At 36.1% G+C, this 1,440-nt stretch carries 1 protein-coding gene; it reads right to left on the reverse strand.

All coding sequences use genetic code 11. The features are described 5' to 3' along the window. Positions 1 to 125: 125 nt before the first annotated feature. Positions 126 to 1,211 (reverse strand): endonuclease/exonuclease/phosphatase family protein, encoded by a 1,086-nt coding sequence (locus tag ACOVO2_RS05675; RefSeq protein ID WP_421769032.1) that lies wholly within the window; start codon positions 1,209 to 1,211, stop codon positions 126 to 128. Between the last annotated feature and the right edge of the window lie 229 nt (positions 1,212 to 1,440).

Genomic DNA, 1,440 nt, shown 5'->3' on the forward strand with positions numbered 1-1,440 from the left:
ATGTCATGAAAATCGGTCTTTCGATTTTTGAGCCTGTTGACGAAATCAGCGATGTAGATGAGTTTGATGTAAAAATGGATTACTGCATTACGCCAAACCGAATCTGGGATTTTAGTTGATAAGTCTCATTCGGTTACTACTTCTTCACGGTCACTTTGTTCTTCAATACCATCTTGAATGATTTTGTTGACTTTTTTCATTTCACCTTTCTCCAATGTTTTTACAAGTTCTTCCTGCGAATCATCAAAATGATTGATTGCGAATCGGCAGTAAATAGGTAAGTGGTCAGAACCGACATTTTCTAAGGCTTTGAGTTCATCAACAAAAACGTTGGGCGTGTGAAAAATCTGGTCGATTGGAAATCTCAGTAAACGATATTTTGCATGAAAGGTAGAAATAAATCCTCGTCCCATTCGTGGGTCAATCATTTCGGAAGTTTTTCGGAATAATCTTGATGAGCGTCCCCACGCAACTGTATTGAAATCGCCAACGGCAATAAATGTTTGTTTGGGCGAATTTTTGATTTTCTTAGCGATTGATAAAAGCTCGCCGTCACGTTCTTTCGAGGTTTCTTCTTCGGTTGGGCTGGGCGGCGGCGGATGCAATGCAAATACCGTGAACTTAAAATTATCTTCACTTACCAAATCTGCCTCGATACTCGGAATATCATCGGCTACAAAGAAATAGGGTGTAATTTTCTCAGCTTTAAGTTTAGAATAAAAGTGCATTCCGTATGTATTTTCCAACGGGATTTTATGAAAATATGGATAATCGGCTTCCAGCACTTTCATGGCATCGTCCCAAGCTTGGTTCGACTCCATTGTTATAAAAACATCGGGTTGAGTTTTCTTTATAAAATCTATAAAACGCTGATATTCTGTGTTGAACTGGTAAACATTGGTCGAAATAATGGTGATGGGTTTTGAAGATTTATCGGAAAATTGAGCATTTTTGACCTTGTAGAGAGGTGTGTAAATATAAAGAATCGTGGCAATGTAACAGATACTGAGAGTCAAACCAATCTGCGTGAGCAATAGAGGCTCTGAGAAAGTCATGAAGCAAACAGAAAGCATCAGCAGAAGTACTTGAAAGATAAAAAGCTGTATTTTTCCGAAATCAAAAACCCTAAAAAACCAATGAGGATTATTGACCAATGGCAGAAACGTTACGATAATGAAAAGCCATGAAAGTGAATGAAAAAGTTGTATCATTATGTTGCCTTTATTTGAAGGATAAAAATAAATCAATTTTTTACGATTACCTATAAACGGCTTTCTTATAAAAGACTTCGGTAAGCTACAAAAAGTTTATTTTGATATAAGTGTTTGGTTTTCAATTAGTTATAAATTTTATAAAAAAAATTTTCATTTTCATCCAACCTTTTCCTTAGTTTTTCTCCCTTTATATCGAAACGCAACCAAAGCCTTTGACACTATCGCA

It is taken from the genome of Emticicia sp. (genome assembly GCF_049241225.1).
Lineage (GTDB): Bacteria > Bacteroidota > Bacteroidia > Cytophagales > Spirosomataceae > Emticicia.